Source organism: Deltaproteobacteria bacterium (genome assembly GCA_003696105.1).
GTDB lineage: Bacteria > Myxococcota_A > Polyangia > Haliangiales > J016 > J016.
Map to the genome: position 1 here is coordinate 1 of RFGE01000068.1, position 22,038 is coordinate 22,038.

22 protein-coding genes are annotated in these 22,038 nt (G+C 72.1%); 13 read left to right on the forward strand and 9 right to left on the reverse strand.

What is annotated here, in order from left to right:
- The 6 genes from D6689_04355 to D6689_04380 form a co-directional block, all read left to right on the forward strand.
- Positions 1–2,132: AarF/ABC1/UbiB kinase family protein (locus D6689_04355; protein ID RMH43683.1), on the forward strand; the 2,132-nt coding region annotated here is incomplete at its 5' end.
- Between the two features lie 7 nt (positions 2,133–2,139).
- Positions 2,140–2,583 carry a hypothetical protein gene (locus D6689_04360; GenBank protein RMH43684.1) on the forward strand — a complete coding sequence of 148 codons (444 nt, stop codon included), beginning with the start codon at positions 2,140–2,142 and terminating at the stop codon, positions 2,581–2,583.
- Positions 2,580–3,452, forward strand: a complete 873-nt coding sequence (locus D6689_04365) for a flap endonuclease (protein ID RMH43685.1) — start codon at positions 2,580–2,582, stop codon at positions 3,450–3,452. The genes D6689_04360 and D6689_04365 overlap by 4 nt, the downstream gene beginning before the upstream one ends.
- Positions 3,443–4,837 carry a hypothetical protein gene (locus D6689_04370; GenBank protein ID RMH43686.1) on the forward strand — a complete coding sequence of 465 codons (1,395 nt, stop codon included), beginning with the start codon at positions 3,443–3,445 and terminating at the stop codon, positions 4,835–4,837. The genes D6689_04365 and D6689_04370 overlap by 10 nt, the downstream gene beginning before the upstream one ends.
- The gene (locus tag D6689_04375) at positions 4,834–6,033 is read left to right on the forward strand and encodes an acyl-CoA dehydrogenase (GenBank protein RMH43687.1); all 1,200 of its coding nucleotides are present in this window, start codon (positions 4,834–4,836) and stop codon (positions 6,031–6,033) included. Before D6689_04370 ends, D6689_04375 begins: the two co-directional genes overlap by 4 nt.
- Before the next feature lie 22 nt (positions 6,034–6,055).
- Positions 6,056–7,195, forward strand: coding sequence for an acyl-CoA dehydrogenase (locus tag D6689_04380; protein RMH43688.1), 1,140 nt, complete (start codon positions 6,056–6,058; stop codon positions 7,193–7,195).
- Positions 7,196–7,271: 76 nt separating this feature from the next.
- On the opposite strand, the gene D6689_04385 is transcribed toward D6689_04380, so the two are convergent.
- The gene (locus tag D6689_04385; GenBank protein ID RMH43689.1) at positions 7,272–8,111 is read right to left on the reverse strand and encodes a hypothetical protein; all 840 of its coding nucleotides are present in this window, start codon (positions 8,109–8,111) and stop codon (positions 7,272–7,274) included.
- 188 nt (positions 8,112–8,299) lie between these two features.
- Here D6689_04385 and D6689_04390 point away from each other — a divergent pair, with 188 nt between their 5' ends.
- A complete protein-coding gene (locus tag D6689_04390) occupies positions 8,300–8,695 on the forward strand; it encodes an aspartate 1-decarboxylase (protein RMH43703.1) in 396 nt (131 codons plus the stop codon).
- A gap of 2 nt (positions 8,696–8,697) precedes the next feature.
- Positions 8,698–10,080 (forward strand): AarF/ABC1/UbiB kinase family protein, encoded by a 1,383-nt coding sequence (locus tag D6689_04395; protein RMH43690.1) that lies wholly within the window; start codon positions 8,698–8,700, stop codon positions 10,078–10,080.
- A gap of 15 nt (positions 10,081–10,095) precedes the next feature.
- On the opposite strand, the gene D6689_04400 is transcribed toward D6689_04395, so the two are convergent.
- Entirely contained in the window at positions 10,096–10,416 is a 321-nt protein-coding gene (locus tag D6689_04400; GenBank protein RMH43691.1) for a parvulin peptidyl-prolyl isomerase, read from the reverse strand.
- A gap of 292 nt (positions 10,417–10,708) precedes the next feature.
- On the opposite strand from D6689_04400, the gene D6689_04405 reads away from it, so the two are divergent.
- Positions 10,709–11,776, forward strand: a complete 1,068-nt coding sequence (locus D6689_04405) for a saccharopine dehydrogenase (protein ID RMH43692.1) — start codon at positions 10,709–10,711, stop codon at positions 11,774–11,776.
- A 27-nt stretch (positions 11,777–11,803) separates the two neighbouring features.
- On the opposite strand, the gene D6689_04410 is transcribed toward D6689_04405, so the two are convergent.
- From D6689_04410 to D6689_04420, 3 genes are all read right to left on the reverse strand, one after another.
- Entirely contained in the window at positions 11,804–12,238 is a 435-nt protein-coding gene (locus D6689_04410) for a LuxR family transcriptional regulator (GenBank protein ID RMH43693.1), read from the reverse strand.
- 12 nt (positions 12,239–12,250) lie between these two features.
- Positions 12,251–12,811: a hypothetical protein gene (locus D6689_04415; GenBank protein ID RMH43694.1), complete on the reverse strand. Its 561-nt coding sequence runs from the start codon at positions 12,809–12,811 to the stop codon at positions 12,251–12,253.
- A gap of 332 nt (positions 12,812–13,143) precedes the next feature.
- On the reverse strand, positions 13,144–13,677 hold the full coding sequence (locus tag D6689_04420; GenBank protein RMH43704.1) for a hypothetical protein: 534 nt from the start codon (positions 13,675–13,677) through the stop codon (positions 13,144–13,146).
- 125 nt (positions 13,678–13,802) lie between these two features.
- On the opposite strand from D6689_04420, the gene D6689_04425 reads away from it, so the two are divergent.
- Entirely contained in the window at positions 13,803–14,414 is a 612-nt protein-coding gene (locus tag D6689_04425; protein ID RMH43695.1) for a hypothetical protein, read from the forward strand.
- 13 nt (positions 14,415–14,427) lie between these two features.
- Positions 14,428–14,712, forward strand: a complete 285-nt coding sequence (locus D6689_04430; protein ID RMH43696.1) for a hypothetical protein — start codon at positions 14,428–14,430, stop codon at positions 14,710–14,712.
- On the opposite strand, the gene D6689_04435 is transcribed toward D6689_04430, so the two are convergent.
- The 4 genes from D6689_04435 to D6689_04450 form a co-directional block, all read right to left on the reverse strand.
- Positions 14,664–16,106: a hypothetical protein gene (locus D6689_04435; GenBank protein RMH43697.1), complete on the reverse strand. Its 1,443-nt coding sequence runs from the start codon at positions 16,104–16,106 to the stop codon at positions 14,664–14,666. The two genes, D6689_04430 and D6689_04435, sit on opposite strands and share 49 nt — an antisense overlap.
- A complete protein-coding gene (locus tag D6689_04440; GenBank protein ID RMH43698.1) occupies positions 16,103–16,615 on the reverse strand; it encodes a gamma-glutamylcyclotransferase in 513 nt (170 codons plus the stop codon). Before D6689_04440 ends, D6689_04435 begins: the two co-directional genes overlap by 4 nt.
- 109 nt (positions 16,616–16,724) lie before the next feature.
- Positions 16,725–17,615: a hypothetical protein gene (locus D6689_04445; protein RMH43699.1), complete on the reverse strand. Its 891-nt coding sequence runs from the start codon at positions 17,613–17,615 to the stop codon at positions 16,725–16,727.
- Positions 17,616–17,853: 238 nt separating this feature from the next.
- A complete protein-coding gene (locus tag D6689_04450; GenBank protein ID RMH43700.1) occupies positions 17,854–18,870 on the reverse strand; it encodes an alcohol dehydrogenase in 1,017 nt (338 codons plus the stop codon).
- Between the two features lie 1,528 nt (positions 18,871–20,398).
- Here D6689_04450 and D6689_04455 point away from each other — a divergent pair.
- Positions 20,399–21,484, forward strand: coding sequence for a hypothetical protein (locus D6689_04455; protein RMH43701.1), 1,086 nt, complete (start codon positions 20,399–20,401; stop codon positions 21,482–21,484).
- A gap of 12 nt (positions 21,485–21,496) precedes the next feature.
- Positions 21,497–22,038: acyl-CoA dehydrogenase (locus D6689_04460; GenBank protein RMH43702.1), on the forward strand; the 542-nt coding region annotated here is incomplete at its 3' end.

The following is a 22,038-nucleotide window of genomic DNA, read 5'->3' on the forward strand; positions in this document are numbered from 1 at the left end:
GACCGGTGCATCGCGCCGCGGACCGGCGCATCCCGCCGCGGACCGGCGCATCGCGGGCGCCGGCGCATCGCGGGCGCCAGACGCCGGACGCGACCGGCCGGCCGACGCCGCCGGCGCGTGCGCCTCCACCCGGGCCGCCGAGCGCCGGGAACCGCGTTCGCCGCCCCGGCGGCTTGACACGACGTATCACGATGTATCACAATGTAGCGCAAGATGACGGCAGACGACCGACGGCGCGGCGGGCGCCGGTCCGCCCGCACCCGCCCGGACGAGCGCAAAGAACGGGTGCTGCACGCGCGCATCCCCGAGTCGCTCGAGTCCGAGCTGCGCGAGCGCGCCAGCCGGCTCGGCGTGTCCGTGTCGAACCTGGTCCGCAACGTCCTGCAAAACGCGTTCGGCCTGGTCGACGACATCGTCGCCGACGCCCACGACGTCGCGCGCTCCGCACGCGACGCCGCTGCCCGCGACCGGCGCGCCGAGCCGGTCGTCCTCGGCTGGCAGCCGCTCGTACTCGAGATCAACGCGGTGTGCGCGCGCTGCAACGCCATCTTGCCGCGCGGCCAGCGCGCGTACGTGTCGGTGCTCGACCGGCCGGGCGCGCGCGCGTTCCGCTGCACCGCCTGCACCCCGACGCACCCGGAGGACACCACGCCATGACCACGACCGCCGCCCACCCCGCCGCGCGCGCCGTCGACCAGGCGCTCACCGCCGTCGGCCGCGTCCTCGGCCACGTCGACCGCCTCGTCGGCGACGTGTCGCGCGACTCGCTCGCCGTCGCTCGCGAGGCCGAAGCGCTATATCGCGCCGTCACCCGCGAGACCGGCGCGCGCGCGGGCAGCGTGCGCGATGCCGTGCGCAGCTCGCCGCGGTTCGCGCGCGTGCTGGCCGAAGCGGCGCGCACGATCGCGAGCTACCGCATCTACCGGGCGCGCGCCGACGTCGCCGGATCGCGCGCCGACGCGGTCGACGCCCTCCACCGGCGCAACGCCGAGCGCATCTACGAGCTGTGCGTCCAGTTGCGGGGCGGCATCCTCAAGCTCGGCCAGTTCGCGTCGGCGCGCGTCGACCTGCTGCCGCCGGCGTACGTCGACGCGCTCGGCCGCCTGCAAGACCGCGTGCCGCCGGTCGACGCGTCCTCGATCCGCGCCCGCGTCGAGGACGAACTCGGCCGGCCGGTCGACGACCTGTTCGCGTCGTTCGACGACGAGCCGATCGCCGCCGCGTCGCTGGCGCAGGTCCACGGCGCCGTCCTTCCCGACGGGACGCGCGTCGCGGTGAAGGTACAACTTCCCGGGATCGAGTCGATCATCGACACGGACCTCGCCGCGCTGCGCACGGTCGCCCGCATGCTCGGCGACCTGCCGATCGCGGGCGACATCGACACCGTGGCCGCCGAGCTGTCGCGCTCGGTCCGCGCCGAACTCGACTTTGCCGCCGAAGCGGACGCCGCCGAACGGTTCCGCGCGCGCTTCCGCGACCGCGACGACGTCGTCGTCCCGCGCGTCTGTCGCGAGCGGTCGTCGCGCCGGGTGCTCACGCTCGAGCGCATCGACGGCGACCGGCTCGTCGACTGGCTCGACCGGGCCGACGCCGGCGAGCGCGACACCGCGCTGGCGACGCTGATCCGCTGCTTCTGCGAACAGGTGCTCGTGTGCGGCGAGTTCCATGCGGACCCGCATCCGGGCAACTTCCTCGTGCTGCCGGGCGGCCGCATCGCGCTGCTCGACTTCGGCAGTGTGCAAGCTCTCACTCCGTCGCGGCGGCGCGCGTACGCCCAACTCGCGACCGCGATCGTGGCCGGCGACGGCCCGCGCACGACCGCGCTGATGGCGGAGCTCGGGTTTGCCACGCGCGACGGCGACCCGGACGCCCTGCGCGCCTTCGCGGACGCATTCCTCGACGCATTCCGCGACACCGCGACGACGTTCGACGCGCGCGCCCTCGATCCGCGCGCCGAGTTCGAGCGGGCGCTGGCGCTCGCGCGCCGCCACCCGATCGCGCGCGTCCCGGCCGACTTCGTCCAGCTCGGCCGCGTATTCGCGACGTTGGGAGGACTCGTCCTGCACTACCGGCCGCGCATCAACCTGTTCGCGCTGATCGCCCCACACCTGGCTCGCGCCACCGCGATATAATTCGCCGGTGAGTACGGCGCTGTACCGCGCGCGACTGCGCGCGTGCCCGGGCTGTCGCACGCCGATGCGACAGGTGGCGCTGCGCAGCATGCGAGGCCGCGGCGGCGTCGACCTGTGCGACCGCTGCGGCGGCGTGTTCCTCGAGTTCTTCGACGGCGAACCGTCGGCGCTGTCGAAAGAGATCAAGCAGCACCTGCAACACACCGAGACGCAGCACCGCGCGCCGCTCGGCCACGGCGACCCGCTCGCGTGCCCCGACTGCGAGCGGACCATGGACGTGCATCCGTACCTCGACGAGGGGCCGCACATCGCGCGCTGCAACCGGTGCATGGCGGTGTTCGCCACTCCCGAGCAGATCCTCGCGCTGTCCGCGTTTCAGTTCATTCAGGACACCCCGCCCTGGTACACCCGACTCGTCGACTTGCTCCGTAGTATGTTCGCCGGGCCGTGAAGGTCCACCTCATCGACGGGACGTTCGAGCTGTTTCGCGCGCACTACGGCGCCCCGTCGGCCCGCTCGCCAGACGGCCGCGAGGTCGGCGCGACGCGCGGGCTGCTGCGATCTCTGGCGGCGCTGTTGCGCGAGCCGGACTGCACCGACATCGCGGTCGCGTTCGATCGCGTGATCGAGTCGTTTCGCAACGAGCTGTTTACCGGCTACAAGACCGGCGACGGCATCGACCCGGACTTGCTCGCCCAGTTTCCGCTCGCCGAACGCGCCGCGGCGGCGCTCGGCGTCGTCGTGTGGCCGATGGTCGAGTTCGAGGCGGACGACGCCCTCGCCACCGCCGCCGCGCGGTGGGCCGACGCGCCGGACGTCGACACCGTACTGATCTGTTCGCCCGACAAGGACCTCGCCCAGTGCGTGCGCGGCGACCGCGTGGTCACCTTCGACCGCATTCGCCGCCGCCTCGTCGACGAGGCCGCGGTCGTGGCGAAGTTCGGCGTCGGCCCGGCGTCGATTCCCGACTGGCTCGCGCTCGTCGGCGACAAAGCCGACGGCATCCCGGGCATCCCGCGGTGGGGCGCCAAATCGGCTGCCGCCGTGCTCGCGCGCTACCGCCACATCGACGCCATCCCCGACGACCCCGCGGCGTGGGACGTGCAGGTCCGCGGCGCCGGCGCACTCGCCGCCAGCCTGCGCGCCCACCGGGACGAGGCGGCGCTGTACCGCACGCTCGCGACGCTGCGCACCGACGTGCCGCTGTCCGAATCCCTCGCCGACTTGCGCTGGCGAGGCGCGCATCGCGACGCGATCGCCGCGATATGCGCCGAACTCGGCGAGACGGCGCTGCTCGACCGGATCGACACATGGCGGTGAGGCGCATCGCGATCGAGGCGGTCAGTCGCAGCGGTCCACAGCTCGCGATGGCGTTTTCCGCCGACGGGTTGGCGTTCCACACGACCACCTGGTACGAGGGCGTCGACCTCGGTGACCTCGAGCGCCGGTTCGGCGCCCGCTACCTGCACAAGGTCTACTTTCACATCGCGGCGTTCGAGCTGCTCAAGCTCGTGAGCCTCCGCCCGGCCGTGGCGGACCTCGGCCCGTTTCGCGCGCTGCACACCGACGCGTTCGAGCTGCTGTGGCGTCGCGTCCTCGACGGCGTGTGGGGCCAGTGGCGCTACGAGAACGACGCGCCCGACTACCGCGGCCCCGCGCTCGCCAGCACGCCGGTGCCGCCGCACCACGTGCCGGAGCCGGCCGCCACGGTCGCCGGCGACGTGGACGTGCTCGCGTTCGTCGGCGGCGGCAAGGACAGCCTGGTCGCCGCAAAGCTGCTCGAGCGCGGCGGTGTGCGCTATGCGTCGCTCGCCTACGCGCACGACAGCTACGGCGCGGCCGCGCCGCAGCACGCGCTGATCGACGCGCTGGTCGACCGCTGCGCGCCCGCTCGCCGCCACCGTCTGTGGATCCGCGACGACTTCGTCGGTTCGCCGGTGGCGCGCCTCACCGGCCACGCCCGCACCGTGACGGCCGCGGAGACGCCCACGTCGATCTTCGCGGCGGTGCCGCTGGCCCTCGCCCACGGCTATCGGTGGCTCGCGCTCGCGCACGAGGCGAGCGCAAACGAGCCGAACCTGGTGTGGGACGCCACCGGCGAGCCGATCAACCACCAATGGGGTAAGTCGTACGACGCCCAGCGCCTGGTCGACGCCTACCTCGCGTCGGAACTCGTCGCCGACCTGCGCTACGTGTCGCCGCTGCAGCCGGTGCACGATCCGGTGGTGTTTTACTTGCTCAACCGCGATCGCGACGCCGTCGCCGCAACCCACAGTTGCAACATCACCAAACCGTGGTGTTGGCGATGCGCCAAGTGCGCCTACGTGTGGCTCGGCTACATGGCGTACTTGCCGCGCGCGGCGGTCGAGCCGCTGTTGGCCGTGCCGATCCTGTCGTCGCCCGCCACCCGGCCGGCGTTTCGCCAGCTGATGGGGCTCGCCGAACGCACGCCGTTCGAGTGCGTCGGCACCGCCGGCGAGACCCACCTGGCGCTCGCGCTGGCGCGCGCGCGCGGCTGGCGCGGCGACGCGATCGACCTGTTCGAACGCGAGATCGCGCCAATCGACGTCGCGGCGGCGTGCGACCGCTACCTATCCGTCGCCGGCGACCGCATTGCGCCAGGGCCGATCCGCGATACGGTGCTGCCACAACTACAAGACGCCGCGCGCGACGCACGCGCTCACATCGAGGAGATGCTGTCATGACCGAAGCACTCGCCGCATTTCGAGCGGAGGTCCGCAACTGGATCGCCGCCAACAAACCCCCAAAGCCGCCGTTCAAATTGCCGCAGAGCTTTCTGGAGGTGGAATCGGACGAGCAGTTCCGCTACCTGCGCGACTGGCAGCGCAAAGTGTACGACGCCGGCTACCTGGGCTGGGACGTTCCACAAGAGTACGGTGGCCGCGGCGTCGACCGCGACCGCCACGCGATCGTCATGCAGGAGCTGATGCGCGCGGACGCGCCGTTTCTCGTCAACACGATCGGCTTGCAGTGGGCCGGACCGACGATCTTGACGTACGGCACCGAGGCGCAAAAGAAAAAGTACTTGCCCGGCATCCTGTCGGCGGACGAGATCTGGTGCCAGGGGTTTTCCGAACCGGAGTACGGCTCTGACCTGGCCGGGCTGCAGACGCGCGCGGTCGCCACCGCCGACGGCTGGAAGGTGACCGGCCACAAGGTGTGGACCACCCTCGCCCACGTCGCCAAGTGGATGATCCTGCTCGCCCGCACCGATCCCGACGCGCCGAAGTACGAGGGCCTGTCCTACTTTCTGTTCCCGATGGACGCGCCGGGCGTGACCGTCGAGCCGCTGATCAAGATGACCGGCGAGGGCGGCTTCAACCAGGTGATCTTCGACGAGGCGCCGATGCCGAAGGACGCCCTGCTCGGCGAACTCGGGCAGGGCTGGAAGATCGCGCTCACGACCCTGATGTTCGAGCGCGGCGCCGCCGACACCGCCAACCGCGAGCGCGCCGAGCAAGATCGCAAGCTGCTCGCCCGCGTGGTCGACTTGGCTCGCCGCCGCGAGCGCGACGGCGAACCGGTCGCGGACGACCCGGTGTTTCGCGATCGCATCGCCCAGTTGTGGATCGAAGTCGAGGCGCTGCGCCTCGGCACGCTGCGCGCGCGCGTGCCCGGGCTCGTCGCCGACCGGCCGATGGCCCTGCCGTTTTCGCACAAGCTGGTCTACTCCGAGTGGATGCAGCGGCTCGGCCGGCTGGCGACCGACATCCTCGGGCCGGACGCGCCGTTGTGGCTCGGCGATCCGAACGCGCCCGACGGCGCCGAGTGGCCGCGCATGTACATGAACTCGTACGGGTTCACCATTGGCGGCGGCACCAGCGAGATCCAGCGCAACATCCTCGGCGAGCGCATCCTCGGCCTGCCGAAGAGCAAGTGACACCGAGCGTTTCGGAGAATCGATGATGAGGCAACTTCCTGGACTGGCCGACATCCCCGACGACTTTGGCTACACGGACGAGGTGGATCTCGTGCGCAAGTCGGCGCAGCGGCTGATGGCCGAGCGTTGTCCGATGCACGTCGTACGCGCGCTCGACCGCGACGAGCGCGGCTGGGATCGCAGCCTGTGGGACGAGATGGCCGCCCTCGGCTGGCTCGGGCTGGCGCTGCCCGAGGCGTGCGGCGGGGCGGCGCTCGGCACCGTCGCGCTCGCGACCGCGCTCGAACAGACGGGCCGCGCGTGCCTGCCCGGCCCGCTGTTTTCGTCGTCGCTGGCGGCGCTGGCGCTCGTCGACGCCGGCGCAGTGGATGCGTGCGCACCGCTGGCGACCGGCTCGCGGATCGCGACGCTCGGTCTCACCGAGCCGGACGCATCCTGGCACCCCGAAGATACGCGCGCCACCGCGGAGAAGTCCGGGCCGGACTACGTGCTCAACGGCGTCAAGACGCACGTGATGTGGGCGGCGGACGCCGACCTGCTGGTCGCGCCGTTTCACGTCGGCGACGACATCCGCGTATTCGCGATCGACCTGCCGCACGAGCGCGTCGCGATCGAACCCGAGGTGTGCGTCGACCGGACGCGGCGCACGGCCCGGGTCGTGTTCGACGACGCGCGGGTCGGGCCGGCGGCGCTGTTGCCCGGGGGCACCCTGGCGGCGTGGCGGCGGACGCTCACGCGCGGCCGCGCACTGCTCGCGGCCGAAATGGTCGGCGCGGCCGAGGCGCTGCTCGTCATGACCCGCGACTACGCCAACGAACGCATCCAGTTCGGCCGCCCGATCGGCTCGTTCCAGGCGGTCAAGCACCCGATCGTCAACGTGATGCTCGCGGTCGAGGCCGCCCGCAGCCACGCCTACGCCGCCGCGGCCGCGATCGACGTCGACGTGGACGCGGCCGAGGTTCCGTCGCGCATGGCGAAGGCGGCGGCGACCGACGCGCTCACGTTCGCCGCGGACCGCGCGATCCAACTGCACGGCGGCTTCGGCTTCACCTACGACTGCGACGCGCACTTCTACTTCAAGCGCGGCCTGTGGGCGGCCGCGACGTTGGGCGACGCGGCACATCACCGCCGCGAGCTGGCCTCGGAACTGTTCGGCGACTGAACGCCAGCGCATCGCCCGCCGCGACCGACGCCGTCGCCCGCCGGAGTGGCGGCCCGCTCCGGGCGGCGGCGCCGACCTACCGTGCTCGCCACCGGACGGCGGCGACCACGGGCGCCAGCCGATCGCCGCCCTCGCTCACCGCCAGCACGCTCACGACGTAGTCGCCGTCGCCGCGGCCGAAGTCGTCGACGTAGAGCGCACCGCGCACATGGCTGTCTCCGGCGACCGCGTGCAGTTCGGCGCCGCGAAACGACGGCTCCCACACGACGCGCCGGTCGACCACGGTGCCGCGCCGCACCGTCGCGCCCAGCGCGGCGTCGACGAACCCGTCGAGGTCGTCGCGCGTCACGTGCGCCCACCGCTCGATCGCGACGATCAGTACGTCGCGCTCCTCCGGGTCGGAAAACGCGGTGAGGTAGACGTCGTCCCCTGCGCCGACGGACGCGCGCAGCGACCCCGTGAGGGCGTCGTTGACGGCGAAGCCGCGAAACGGCCGCGGAAACGCGAAGCCGAGCCCCGGGTGGCGGTAGTGCGGGGCACCGCCGACGTCGACGAGTTCGAACGCCACGCGATCGCCGGGCGCGAGCGCCACCGGTTCGACCGCCCGCGCGCCGGCCAGCGGCGCCGCGATCGGCGCCGCGACTCCGAGTGTCGCCAGCGCGGCGAACAGCCATGCGTAGCCGGGCCGCCCGGTCTGCCTGCAGTAGCTCGCCACCGCCGCCATCGCGAACACCGGCAACGCCATCGCGCCGCAGCGCACGGCGAGCGCCGCGTCGCCGCCCGGCGCGGCGCCGGCGAGCGCGGCCACCGCGCCGGCGGCGCCGAGCGCGCCGACCGCGAGCGCGCCGGCCGCCGCCGCCCGCCCCAGCGACAGAGTGTGGTCCGCACCCATCGAGCCGTCCGTGCCGCACGGCATACCGTAAAACGGCGCGGCCGCCAAATCCCGCCGGGGTCGCGCCGGGGGACGATCGGCGTCCACTGCACTCGTGATTTCAACCGGTTGGCGCTTTTTCGCTTGACCTCACGGCGCACTGCGGCAAAGCTGTCCCAGTCGAGCCCGGACCCCGTTGCGGGCCGGGACTGGAGGTCCACGTGTCAGCTCGCATCTCGTTGTTTCGAGCCAAGATCCACCGCGCCACCGTCACCCACGCCGACGTCGACTACGAGGGCAGCGTGACGATCGCCGGCGACCTGATGGACGCCGCCGGCATCTACGAGTACGAGCAGGTCCACATCTGGAACGTCACCCGCGGCACGCGCCTGGTGACCTACGCCCTGCGCGGCGACGCCGGCAGCGGCGTCATTTGTGTCAACGGGGCCGCGGCCCACCTCGCGCAGCCGGGCGACAAGGTCATCCTCGCCACGTTCGCCGACGTCGACCCGGCCGAAGCGCGCGACTGGAAACCCACGGTCGTGCTCGTCGACGACGCCAACGCGATCGTGTCCGCCGACCACGCGGAAGTCGCCGGTCCCAAGCGCTGCGCCGGCGCGGCGAACTGACCGTGCTTCCCTACGCAGCCCTCGGCGTCGCAGCGGCGTTGGCCGCGCTGTCGCTGGTGCTGCCGACCACGCGCCGGGTGTGGGTGTTCCACGCCTATCTGCTGTGGCACTTCCCGATCCTGGGGCTCGCGTCGGCGCTGCAGCTGCGCCGGCTGTGGGCGGCGCTCGCCCGCAGGCCGTACGAGCCGTGGACCGGGCCGCGCGCCTGCCGGCTGTTTTGCGAGGACATGGGCCCGACGTTCATCAAGCTCGGGCAGATCGTCGCGTCGTCGGTCGGCATGTTCCCCGACCGCTACTCGGAGGAGTTCCGCAAGTGCCTCGACGCGGTCAAGCCGTTTCGCTTCGACGATGCGGTCGACGTGTTGCGGCGCGAACTGGGCGACGACAAGCTCGCGCAGCTCGACGACATCGACCCGACGCCGCTGGCGAGCGCGTCGATCGCCCAGGTTCACACCGCCCGGCTCGGCGACGATGCGGTCGTCATCAAGATCCAGCGACCGGGCATCGAGGCGCGCGTGGCCGCGGACATGCGCATCCTGCGGGTCGTCGCACGCCTGGCGCAGCGGTTCGTGCGCGACGCCGAGCTGGCCAACCCGGTCGGCATCGTCGAGGACTTCGCCGACACGTTGCGCGAAGAGATGGACTTTCGCATGGAGGCGCGCAACCTCGACCAGTTCAACGACATCCAGCGCGAAATCGGCTTTCACGACGTGCGCGCGCCGGTGCCGTACTGGGACTACACGACCAAGCGCGTGCTCGTCATGGAGCGGTTCTTCGGCACCCGGGTCGACCGGATCACCAGTCTGGAGGGCCGCGGCATCGATCCCGAGGAAAAGCTCATCCGCGGGATGCTCGCCTGGTTCCGCTGCGTGATCTTCTACGGCTTCTTCCACGGCGACGTACACGCCGGCAACCTGATGCTGCTCGACAACGGCGACCTCGGGTTCCTCGACTTCGGCATCGTCGGGCGATTCGACGAGCGCCAGCGCGCGATGGTGACCGATTATCTCGTCGCGTTCACCACCGGCGACTACAGGGCGCTCGCGCGCGTCATCGGCGAGATGGGCGGCGTCACCGACGGCGTCGACATGGACGCGTTCGTCGCCGACCTCAAGGAGACCTACAGCCCGCTTTTGACCATGCAGATGGCGGACATCAACCTGGCGGACTTCATCCCGCGCATCCACCGGGTCGCGACACGCCACCGCATGCGGATGCCCAAGGAGTTCGTCCTCATCACCAAGCAGATGCTGTACTTCGACCGCTACGCGAAGATTCTCGCGCCGAAGCTCAACGTGTTCACCGACCCGCGGCTGCTGATGAGCATGATGCAGGACATCAAGCGTGCGCGCGACGAACTGCGCGCCCGCGGCGTCGCCAGCTGACGCCCGCGGCGCGGCTCAGGCCGTGCGCTTGATGATGTGGTAGCCGAACGCGGTCTCGACGACGTCGCTCGTCGCGCCGACGTCCAACGCGAACGCGGCGTCCTCGAACTCCTTGACCATCTGCCCCCGACCGAACGGGCCGAGGTCGCCGCCCGCCTTCGCCGACGGACAGTCCGAGTGCTGCTTGGCGAGCGCCGCGAAGTCCGCGCCGCCGTCGATCTGCCGCTTGATCTCCTGGATCTGACTGTGCGCCTCGTCCTTGGAACGGCTCGCCGTCGACCGCGCCGAGCCCTGATACATCAAAAGGATGTGCGATGCTCTCACCTGATCGGCCATGGTGCCCGACCGTAACACGAACGACTCGACGCCGGACGCCGATCGCACGTGGAGGAACGCACGCCGGCGACCAGGGGCTTTCCCTGACAGCCGTGCGCCTGTGGCGAAGTCCGTGGAATCTCGGGCAAGGCGCGACGACGGCGCTGGGTGGGCCAAGGAACTGACGAGCGACGCGGCATGAGGTTGCAGGGACATCGCATCTGGTGTCCTGTATTGCGGGACGGCCGCTAACACGCCGGCACGGGGCGATGCGTCCGGCCGGGTCGCGCCGAACGCCCCGCGAGGACACGCCATGACGAACGCACGCTGGATGTTGTACGGAGCCAATGGATACACGGGCCGACTGATCGCCGAGGTCGCGCGGCGACGCGGGCTGTCGCCGGTGCTCGCCGGGCGCCGGCGCGAGGCGATCGAACCGCTCGCGGCGGAGTTCGGCTTCGACCACCGCGTGGTGTCGCTCGACGACGCCGCCGCGCTGCGGGGCGCGCTGGCCGACGTGGACGCGCTGCTGCTGGCGGCCGGGCCGTTCGCGCGCACGAGTCGGCCCGCGGTCGACGCGTGCATCGCCACCGGTACGCACTACCTCGACATCACCGGTGAGATCGCCGTGTTCGAGGCGTGCGCGGCGCGCTCGGCCGAAGCGCGCGACGCGGGCATCGCGCTGTTGCCCGGCGTCGGCTTCGACGTGGTGCCGAGCGATTGCCTCGCTGCGTCGCTGGCCGAGCGGTTGCCCGGCGCGACCGAACTCGAGCTAGCGTTCGCCGGCAGCGGCGGCTGGAGCCGCGGCACGGCGAAGACCATGGTGGAGGGCCTCGGGTGGGGCGGCGCCGTCCGCCGCGACGGCTCGATCGTCCGCGTGCCGGCGGCACACGCCGTGCGCGAGGTGCCGTTTCGCGATCGGCCGCGCACGTGCGTCGCCATACCCTGGGGCGACGTGTCGACCGCCTACCACTCGACCGGCATCCCGAACATTACGGTGTACATGCACATGCCGCGCGGCCAGCGACGCGCCATCCGCGCCGCGCGTCCGCTGCTCCCGCTGTTGCGCAACCGGCGCGTGATCGCCGCGCTGCAGCGCGCCATCGAACGGCGCGTCATCGGCCCCTCCGACACGACGCGCGCGGTCGCGCGGTCCCACCTGTGGGGCCGGGCGAGCGACGGAGTGCGGGCCGTCGAGGGCACGCTCGAGGCGCCCGAGGGCTACACGCTCACCGCCGAGACCGCCGTCGAATCGACGGTCCGGCTGTTGGCCGCGCCGCAGACCGGCTTTCTGACGCCGTCGAAGGCGTTCGGCGCCGACTACATCGCCCGGTTCGACGGCTGCGACCTGGTCGTGGGCGACGTACAGCCGGCCGCGTAGGCGCGTGAGGGGGGCCGCGGCGCGCGTTCAGATCGCGGCGAGCTTCGGCATCGACGTCGAGCTCGATGCGTCGGACGCGGCAGGTGCCGGCGCGGGCGGCGCGAGGCCAGCCGACGGGCCGCGGCTGCCGCACAGTTCGATCAGCTCGCCCTGCGAGTGAACGCCGAGCTTGCGGAAGACCGACTTGAGGTGACTGCGCACCGTGTTCGGGCTCAGGTACAGCGACTTCGCGATCTGCGCGACCCGGCGCCCCTGCAACAAGTGACGAACGATCTCGAGTTCGCGCGACGACAGCACCGACAAGTCGACCGGGGGGACCTCGTCGAACGACGCCCGCCCCGCCCGCAAGCCGGCCACCATCGCGACCTCCTCGAGATCCGCCTGGAGTTGGCGCAGAGCGATCTCCATGCGATCGATTCGCGCCTTCAACAACCTTTGAGCATCCGTGTGATTCGTGGACATGTGACTCCTCCCCTATTGCAACTCGCGAAAGCGCCGTTCGACGGCGTCGACGAACGCGCGATCGCATCCCGCCCGGCGCAACAAATGAAGGGCCACATCGGCCCCCGAGCGCTCGCCGAATGCGGTAATCAGACGACCCGAGTCGGCCAACCGGGGGCGGTCCCACCCGCGGCCGCGCCGGTCGACGCGGCCGCCCGTGTTCACGCTCACGAGCAAGCACTCGACTGGTTGCGTGCGCACGAAGTTGTACAACGCGCGGTTGGTCCGCGGGCTGCGCACCTCCGCGCCCGACGGGATGATCAGCGCGTCGAGCGCCGGCGCGGTGAACAATGTGTAGGCCGGAGTGACCGCGACCCCGGCGGCCGTGCGAACCGCGTCGAGGGACTCCCCGATCAGCGCCGTCGCGATCGCCGGTTCGAGCGACGCAGCCACCGACAACACGGCGAGCGGCTCGACGACGGCCGCGGTGTCCGCGCCGTGAAACACGAAGACGCCGACCCGAAATCGACGGATCGTCCCGCGAGGGATGACATCGGCAGCCAACGACACGCCGATGCGCAGTGCATCCCCCATGCCAGCTACCCGGCGGCGGCTAACCCATTGTAACGCATGAACTTCGCCGCCTATCGCCACGACGGGGGAACGAAATCTCGTAGCGGGCGGACCGCGGCTCCGAAATATGGTGGTCGGGCCGGCCGCCGCGGGAATGCCGACGCATCGCCCGGCGTTTCATTCACGCCGTCCGCCCCTCGGAGCCGACCCCGTGACATGGACCCGCTCACGTCGTCTTCGGCGCGCCGCGATCTACCGGCTGTTGACGTTCCGCGCCGCGACGCGGCCGCCGGGCTCGCCGATCGCGATGCGGCGTTTCGTCGTGCTGCCGGTCCGGTAGGCGGCGCGCCTCGTCACGGCACGTCCGGCGGCACCGGCAGGGGCCGACCGGCCAGCGCGCGCACGTAGAACACCGCCACCGCGGCCGCGCCGTACGTCAGCCCCGCGACGACGCCGAGGTCGACGATGCCTCGCCAGGGCTGCGGCAGCGCCTGCACCGCGGCGATCACCGCGACGAGGCACGCGAGGAACGCGTACGTGAACGCGAGCCGCGCGCGGGTCGCGTGAAACAGGGACAGGCAATACAGCGGCGCCAGGATGACGAACACCGGGCGGGGGTGACGCGCGAGGTAAAACGCGCGTGCCACGACGCGGGGCGCGAACGCGCGCTGAAAGCCACGGTAGCCTTCCGCGTACAGGTTCGCCGCGGTCCAGACCACGGCGAGGGCCACCTGCAGGGGCGACAGGTCGAACTCGGCGACGGCGGCGATCGCATAGCGCGACAGCCTGACGATCGCCTGAGCGAGAATCGCGACGACACCGAACGTGCCCCAGGTCGCAATCACGGCCACGGGCCCCCATCTTGGCACGCGCGACCGGTTCGGCAGCCCCGGCCCGGCGCGGTTTTTTGGGGCGCGGGCATCCGCGGTCCGATCATCGGGCGTGGGGAGGCGGCCGACTCGGTATGCTCGACCCGATGAACTTCTTCGGGCACGTCTACGTCGCGCGGTGCGTGGGCGCCGGCGATGGGGTCGCGCTCGGTGCGATGCTGCCGGACCTCGCATCGATGCTCGGGGCGCGCGTCGTCGACGTCGGCCCGGCCGACGTGCGCGCCGGGGTCGCCGTGCACCACGCGAGCGACGCGAGCTTTCACCGCGCGCCCGCATTCGGCGCGCTGCAGCGGGCCGGAATCGACGCCCTGCTTCGCCGCGGCGTGCGTCGCGGTCCCGCGCGCGGCGCCGCGCACGTCGGCGTCGAGCTGTTGCTCGACGCGGTGCTGGCCGCCGACCCCGGGGCGTCGGCGTTGTACGCGCGCGCGCTGGCCGCCGCGGCCGACTGCGCCACGCGGTGGCAGCCGGCGGACGCCGCGGCGCGCTTCGGCGCGCTGTGCGCCCGCCTGGCCGCCGGGGGAGCCGACGAGGTGCGCGCCGGCGTCGACGTGCTGGCCGCGCGGGTCGACCGCGCGCTCGCTCGCCGGCCGCGCCTCGCGCTTGCAGCCGGCGAGCGCGACGCGGTGCGCGCGTGGCTGGCCGCGGCGCGCGCGGCCGTCGGCGCAGCGGCGCCCGCGCTGGTCGCGGCGGGCGTCCGCGGCGCGCGCACCGCGCTGGCGGCCGCGCCGCGCTAGCGCGCCGAAGCGCATGGGCACCGGCGCGGTCGCGCGATGCGAGGCGCGTTGGGGCGCGCGCCCGCAGCGCCCTCGTGCGCCTGGACCGATCCGGCACCACAGCGCCGAGGACGCGCACCCCGACGGTCGCCCGCGGCGCGCGCCCGCAGCCCATGACGTCGCGCGACCGCCGCCGAGGCAAGCGTCCGGCGGCGCGCCGCCGACCGCGCGCGTGCGGCAGCCGGCGGTCCCGGTGGCGCGGCGGACGTCTCACGGCGCCGAAAACAGCGGCCGCAGCGCGGCGAACAGCGCGCGGTAGCGCGCGTACGCTTCGTCGTAGCGGTCGGCGCGCGCCGGATCCGGCTCGACCGAGCGCGCGCCCGCAGACAGCCGCGCCGCCGCGGCCGCCACCGTCGGCCACCGTCCGGCGGCCACCGACGCGATCGCCGCCGCGCCGAGCGCACACGTGTCGACGCGGGCCGGGACGGCGACCGGCGTTCGCGCGACGTCGGCGCGAATCTGCGCCCACAGCTCGCTGCGCGCGCCGCCGCCGAGCAGCCGGATGGCGCCCACGTCGACGCCCAGCTCGCGGACGCGGTCGATCACGTCGCGCATCGCGAACGCGCAGCCCTCCAGCACCGCGCGCGCGACGTGTTCGCGCCCGTGCGCCGCCGTGAGCCCGTACAGGCACGCCCGCGCCGTGGCGATCCATTCGGGCGCCATTGCGCCCGACAGCGCCGGCACGAACGTCACCCCGCCTGCGCCGGCGGGCGCGGTGTTGGCGGCGGCATCGACCGCGGCGGCGTCGGCGAACCCCGCGACGCCGCACAGCCATTCGATCGCGCCACCGGCGAGCCAGCCCGGGTTTTCGACGAAGTAGAGGCCGCCGACGTAGGCGTGCGTCTCGACGAGGGCGCCCGCGTCGATCGCGACGCCGGCCGACACCGCGCCCACGACTTCCGCCGTTCCCAGCACGCACGCCGCCGCGCCGGGAGCCGCGATGCCGGCGCCGAGCGGCGTCGCGAAATCGTCGCCCGTGCCGACCGCGACGAGCGTCCCGGCCGGCAAGCCGCACAGCGCCGCGCCCTCCGCGTGCAGCGCGCCGGCGACGTCGGTGGCCTCTGCGATGCGCGGCAACCGCGCGCGGTCGATCCCGAACGCCGCGAGCCAGCGGTCGTCGTAGTCGCGCGCGGCCAGGTCGTACAGCATCGTCGTCGACGCGTGGCCGTGGTCCATCACGTGCTCGCCGGTGAGCCGCGCGACCACGTACGACACCGGCTGGTGGAAACGCGCCGCGCGGTCGGGCCCGAGCCAGCGAATCTTGGCGGCCATGTGCGATGCGTCGGCGACCAGCCCGGTCGACCGGCGCAGGGCATCGACCGGTAGGCCGGCGACCGCGTCCACCGCCCGCCGGTCGCACCAGATCAGGCACGGCCCGAGCGCCGCGCCCGCGGCGTCCACCGGAACGCACCCGTCGAGCTGGCCCGCGATGCCGAGCGCGGCGACGTCCGCCGGCGCCGCGTTCGCCGCGGCGAGCGCCCCCGCGATCGCCGGCGCGAGCGCCGCCTCCCACAGCGCGGGCTCCTGCTCGGCCCAGCCCGGCCGCGGGTAGTGCGGCGCGTAGGCGACGCTCGCCTCGCCGGCGACGCGCAGGTCGCGGTCGACCGCGACGGCCTTGAGGCTCTGCGTGCCGATGTCGACCCCGACGATCATCGAAGCCGCTCCGCGACCGCGAACACGTGCTCGTCGACCGCGCCCAGATCGCGCAGCGCGCCGGCGAGGCGCAGCGCGTAGTCGAGATTCGTGCCGCTCGGCCCGGACCGGACGCGAATCTCGGCGGCGATCGCGTCGACCGGTGCGGGGCCGAGAAAGTTCGGATTGCCCGGCGTGGCGACGTACGCGACGACGTCGACGTCGCCCGCCGGCGAGCGCATCCGCTCGACGAGCCGCTCGTAGCCGGCCTGCTCGCGGCGATCGAGCCGCGCCAACACGCCGGCCGCGTCGGCCCCGCGCACGCGGTACGCGATGCCGTCGCACCGGGCCCCCGGCCGGCGCACCAGCGTCACCACGCGGCCGGGAGCCCCCGGGCGGCCGCGGTGATCCGGCGATCCCTGCCAGAACCGCCGCGCCCACCCGCGCACGTGACCGACCCGCCGTTCCACGAACGGCAGATCGGGTCGCCACAGCAGCGACCCGTAACCGAAAATCCACACGTCGTCCATCGGGCACGGCGCCGCGCCGGCGCCGCGACCACGATAGCGCATGCGCGCCGCGGGCGGCGAGCGCACCGGCGCCCGCACCCGCGGCCCCTGTTCGCGCGCGAGCGCCGGTTCAGTCGATCGGCGGCAGCTGGTTGCAGGCGGTCTCGAACGTCATCAGCGCGTCGCGCAGGCCGACGGTGAGATCGCCCTCGCAGATCGACGATACGACGCCGTTTTCGCCCGCGAGCCCGGCGAACTCGATGAGCCGCGTGGCCTCCTCGGCGTTGCCGAACTCCGAGCTGCACGAGCCCGGTCCCGGGCCGGCGATGACCGCGACCGCCCAGCGCCCCGGCGCACCGGTGACGGTGTCGAGGAACTGCGCGTACGGCGGCACGGGTGCCGTCGTGTCGCACACGTCCTGGCCGAACGTCAGCGTGAAGTTGTCGTCCTGCCGCGAACAGTCGTTTTCGTCGGTGAGGATGACGATGGCGAGCAGCGCGTCCTCGCGCAAGAACCCCGCGTTGGTGCCGTCGGCCATCCGGTCGCCGAACGCCAACCGGATCGCCTCGAGCGGCATCTCCTGGTTCGCGCCGTCGCTGCCCAATACGGCCGCGCACGAGAACGTGCCGGACGGATCCGGATCCGACTTCTCCACCCAGCGGCGGGTCATGCCGCACCGCTGCAGCAGCGCGCCGTCGTCCCCGGACTGCGACTCCGGGATCGGCGGGAACCCCGGAAGCGTCTCCTGCGTCCACGACTTGGTGACCGCCGTCGACGTGACCGCCACGCGGTAGTCGATCGGGTTGCCGTTTTCGGCGACGAACGAGTCGAGCACCTCGATGAAACGCGGGAAGTTCGCGGCGAGATTGTCTTGCTCCTCGCCCATCGACCCCGAGTTGTCGATTACGAACAGGATGTCCATCTTGTCGCACGCCTCCGCGGGAGCCGCGTCGGCGAACTCGTCCGGCGGCGGCGGCCGCCGTCCCCCGTCGGCGAGTCCCGGAGATCCCGCGTCGACCATCGCGGTGTCGTCGTCATCGTCCGCGCCCGTCCCCGACGGACCGCACCCCCCGACGGCGATGCACGCGACGCCCCCAAGAACACAGATGCGGTAGCTACGGTTGGACATGTGGCACCCCCTACGGCTGTTGTCAGGCGACCCTCGCTGCCCGCGGCCAGACTGTAGCAAGCGCGCGGGCCGACGGGCGGACAAACGGTACGTGGCGGCCGGCCTGCCAGCGGTTGTCAGCGAACAATCGTCACGGCACCAGCAGCACCTTGCCGAAGTTGCGGCGCTCCTGGATGTAGCGGTGGGCGTCGGCTGCGCGGTCGAAGGGGAACGTCCGGTCGACGACCGGAGCGAGCACGCCGTCCCGCACGAGGCCGACGATGTCGACGAGCATCGCGCGCAAACGGTCCGCCTGATCCCACAGGTGTCCGAGGTTGACCCCGAACACGCCGCGGTTTTCGTTCATCAGCCGAATGGGTCGAAACTTCGGCATCGACCACAGTCCGCGCAGGGCGGCGACCAGGCTGCGCCGCTGCCCCGGCGCAAAGCTGGACACGCCGAACAGGAACAACCGGCCAAGCGGCGCCAACGACGCGTAGCTGCGGCGGAACGAGTCGCCGCCGACCGCGTCGATGACCAGGTGCACGCCGGCGCCGCCGGTGATCCGTGCGATCTCCGCGGCGAAGTCCTGCGTGCGGTAGTCGATGCAGTGATGCACTCCCGCCGCGCGCAGCCGCTCGTGCTTGCCGGCGCTGGCCGTGCCGAAGATCTCCGCGCCCTTCCACCTCGCGATCTGGATCGCCGCGAGGCCGACGCCGCCGCCCGCGGAGTGGATGAGAACGCGCTCGCCGGCCTGCAGGTTGCCGAGCCGAACCAGCATCAACCACGCCGTCAAATACTGGACCGGGAGCGCGGCAGCCTGCTCGAAAGACAGGTCGTCCGGTAGCTCGACGACCTGGCCGCGGGGCACGCAGACCACGTCGCTGTAGCCGCCGAAGCGGGTGAGCGCTACCACCCGAACGCCGGGCGCGACGTCATCGACGCCCGAGCCGACCGCATCGACGACGCCGGCCACCTCGTAGCCGACGACCGCCGGCAGCTTGGGGGCGTCCGGGTACAGGCCCATGCGCGCGAGGATGTCGGCGAAGTTGACGCCCGCGGCGCGCACCCGCACGCGCACTTCGCCGGGGCCCGGGTCCGGGTCGTGCGCGTCGCGCAGTTCGAGGACGTCGGGGCCACCGATGGTCGGGATCCAGATCTGGCGCACCGCGGCAGGGTAGCGGCTGTCGCTCCACCTGTCGCCCCCAAGGGCAGCGAACCGTGGTATGAGCCGAATTCGGGGCTACCGCCCACGGCAGGGGGTGTCATGTCGTACAAAATCGTCGCGTTCGCGGCGTTCGTCGCCGCCTGTGGTCCCACCGCGTCGTCGACCGGCGACGGTGGCGGCTCCGACGTCGTCGGCGGCATGTGCGCGCCGGGCACGTCACGGTGCGACGGCACCCGCCGCCTCACCTGCTCCGACGGACGCTGGCAGGTCGCCGAACAGTGCGCCAACGTGTGCGACGACGAACTCGGCTGCGTGCTGTGCCAGCCGGGGACCGGCACCTGCAGCGGCAACATGTCGCGCATGTGCCGCGACGACGGCATGGGCTACGTCGACGTGTACTGCGACCCGCTGCAGGGCCTCACGTGCGACTTCGAGATCGGCGTATGCACCGGCGACTGCGCGCCGCAAAATCTCGGCCGCAACTACATCGGCTGCGACTACTACCCGACGGTGACCGGCAATGAAGTCGACAGCGCGTTCGAGTTCGCCGTCGCCGTGTCCAACACGACCTCCGCCGTCGCCAACGTTCACATCGAAGGGGGTGCGCTCACGGCGCCGCGCACGCTCACCGTCGCGCCCGGCGACGTGGCGGTCGAGCGGTTGCCGTGGGTGCCGCAGCTGAAGGCGTGCAACAACGAGCCCGGCGGGCAAATCGAGTGCGGCTCGCCGCAGAACCTGTCGGCCTTGGTCGCCGGCGGCGCCTACCATTTGCGATCCGACCGCCCGGTCACCGTGTATCAGTTCAACCCGCTCGACTACAAACTGCCCGGCAGCGGGTGCCGGGACGGCACGGCCGTCGCTGGTTGCTCCTACACCAACGATGCATCGTTGTTGCTCCCCGTCAACGCGATGACCGGCAACTACTATGTCGCGTCATACCCGGCGTGGCCGACACGGACCGGCACCATATTTCCGAGTTTCTTGACCGTGACCGGGACGGCAGACGGCACGCAAGTGACGATCGCACCGTCGGCGGCGACCGTCGCGGGAGGCGGGCTCCCCGCGTTCCAGGCGGGTGTGGCACAGACGATCACACTGAACGCCGGCGACGTCGCCCAGCTGTTTTCGACCGCCGGCGACCTCACGGGCAGTCTCGTCCGCGCCGACAAGCCGGTCCAGGTCGTAAGCGGCCACTACTGCACCGAGATTCCGCACGGCACCACCGCGTGTGACCACATCGAGGAGTCGATGATTCCGTACGAAGCGCTCGGCAACCGCTACCTCGTGACGCCGCCGGCCGTGCCGCCGTTGCCGAACGGCAAAGTTCGCGTCGTCCGCATCATCGCCACCGAGCCGAACACCACGCTGCAATACGACCCGCCGCAAGGCGCGCTCGCGACGACGCTGGCGTCGGCGGGCGACTTTACCGAGGTGGCCGGCACGGTCGACAGCTTCCTCATCACCGCCAGCGCCAAGGTGTTGGTCGTGCAATACCTCGAAGGCCAGGAAGCAGCGGGCAACATCGGCGATCCTGCGATGGCGGTCGCTGTTCCGATCGGCCAATATCGGACCGACTACCAGTTCCACGCGCCACAGAACTACACGAGCAACTACGTCGATATCGTCGCGCCGATGGGGGCGAACGTCACCCTCGACGGCGTGGCCGTCACCGGGTTCTCCCCGATCGGCGCCACCGGATACGGCGTCGTGCGCCAGTTGCTGTCGCCCAAGCCATCTGGCAACTACACGATCACCGGCGATCAGCCGTTCGGCATCTCCGTATACGGCTACGGCAGTTGGACGAGCTACTTCTACCCCGGCGGCCTCGACTTGTCGCCGATCGTCGTCGAGTGACGGGCCACCGCGCGGCGGAACCAGGTGCGCGCCGGCCGGCGCCGGTGGTACCGTCGCGCCGGTGAGCACGCTGTACCTGATCCGCCACGGCCAGGCGTCGTTTCTCGACGATCACTACGACAGGCTGTCCGACCGCGGCGTCGACCAGGCCCGCCGACTCGGCGCCTACGCGGCTGACGTCGGCTGGCGGCTCGACGCGCTGTACTCGGGTCCCCGCGCGCGCCAGCTCGACACGGCGCGCCACATGACCGCCGCGGCAGCCGGCTCCGGGGTTGCGCTGCCGGAGCCGCATACCCTCGCCGCATTCGACGAGTACCCGTTCGAAGTGATGGTCAAGCAGGTGCTGCCGCGGCTGGTCGACAGCGATCCCGAACTGGCGGCGCTGTGGCACGGTGCCGGCGACCGCCGCGCGGGCCTGTCGCGGTTCATCGAAAAGGTGACCGCCCTGTGGTCGCGCGGCGAGCTGGACGCGCCCGGCATCGAGCCGTACGCCGCATTCTGTGCGCGCGTGGCGGCCGGGCTCGACCAGGTGATGCGCGAACAGGGGCGCGGCAAGACGGTCGCGGTCGTGACCTCCGGCGGCCCGATCTCGCAGGCCGTCGGGCGCGCGCTCGCGCTCGACGCGGAGCACACCTGGCGCATCGCATGGGTCGTGCGCAATGCGTCCATCACCGAGTTCGCCTACCGCGAAGACGCCTTCGGGCTCGTCGCGTTCAACGCCACGCCGCACCTGCGGCCCGACGAGGTCACCTACCGCTGACGAGGAGGCTCCGTGGACTTCGACATCTCGGATCGCATGAAGGACGTGCTCGCGCGCATGGACGCGATCGTCCGCGAGCACATCATCCCGCTCGAGACGCGCTTCGTGCGCGAGGGACTGCGCGCGGTCGAGCCGGAGCTTGCCGCCGTGCGCGCGCGGGTCAAGGAAGCCGGCCTGTGGGCGCCGCAGATGCCGGCAGACGCCGGCGGCATGGGCCTGTCGCTGGTCGACCACGGACTGGTGAGCGAGGTGCTCGGCCAGTCGCCGCTCGGCCATTACTGCTTCAACTGCCAGGCGCCCGATGCCGGCAACATGGAGATCCTGCACAAATACGGCACGCCGGAGCAGAAACGCCGCTACCTCGATCCGCTCGTTGCCGGCGACATCCGCAGCTGTTTTTCAATGACCGAGCCGGACACGGCGGGCTCGAACCCGACGTTGCTCGCGTGCCGCGCGGTCAAGGACGGTGACGACTACGTGATCACCGGCCGCAAGTGGTTTACGACCGCCGCCGACGGCGCGGCGTTCGCGATCGTCATGGCCGTGACCGACCC